Here is a 244-nt window from a genome sequence, read left to right as displayed (position 1 = left end):
CAAGGTCAAGCTGCTGATGTCGGCGGCCGTGCCGCCCGAGGATCTCTATCCCGAGGGCCCGATGGCGAACGAATTCACGCGCACGGTCTCGCGGATCGTCGAAATGCAGTCGAAGGAGTATCTCGAAACGCCGCGCCGCATCGTCGACACGACGCTGACCTGAGCGTTTGCCTGGTGATTTGACCTGCGACACGTCGCAGGGTGCGCGCCTAGGTGCGCACCCTGCGGCGTCGCAAAAATAGAG

Annotated in this window: 1 protein-coding gene; it reads left to right on the top strand. The window is 63.1% G+C overall.

Going from position 1 to position 244, the window contains the following annotated elements; all coding sequences use genetic code 11:
• Window positions 1-163: AFG1/ZapE family ATPase (gene zapE, locus SB751_RS34250; protein ID WP_410749529.1), on the top strand; the 163-nt coding region annotated here is incomplete at its 5' end.
• Window positions 164-244: the final 81 nt, after the last annotated feature.

The sequence above is a fragment of the Cupriavidus sp. SIMBA_020 genome, assembly GCF_046535395.1.
GTDB lineage: Bacteria > Pseudomonadota > Gammaproteobacteria > Burkholderiales > Burkholderiaceae > Cupriavidus > Cupriavidus campinensis.
The sequence above is the reverse complement of the archived record's forward strand: the minus strand, read 5'-3'. Positions and strand labels throughout refer to the sequence as shown.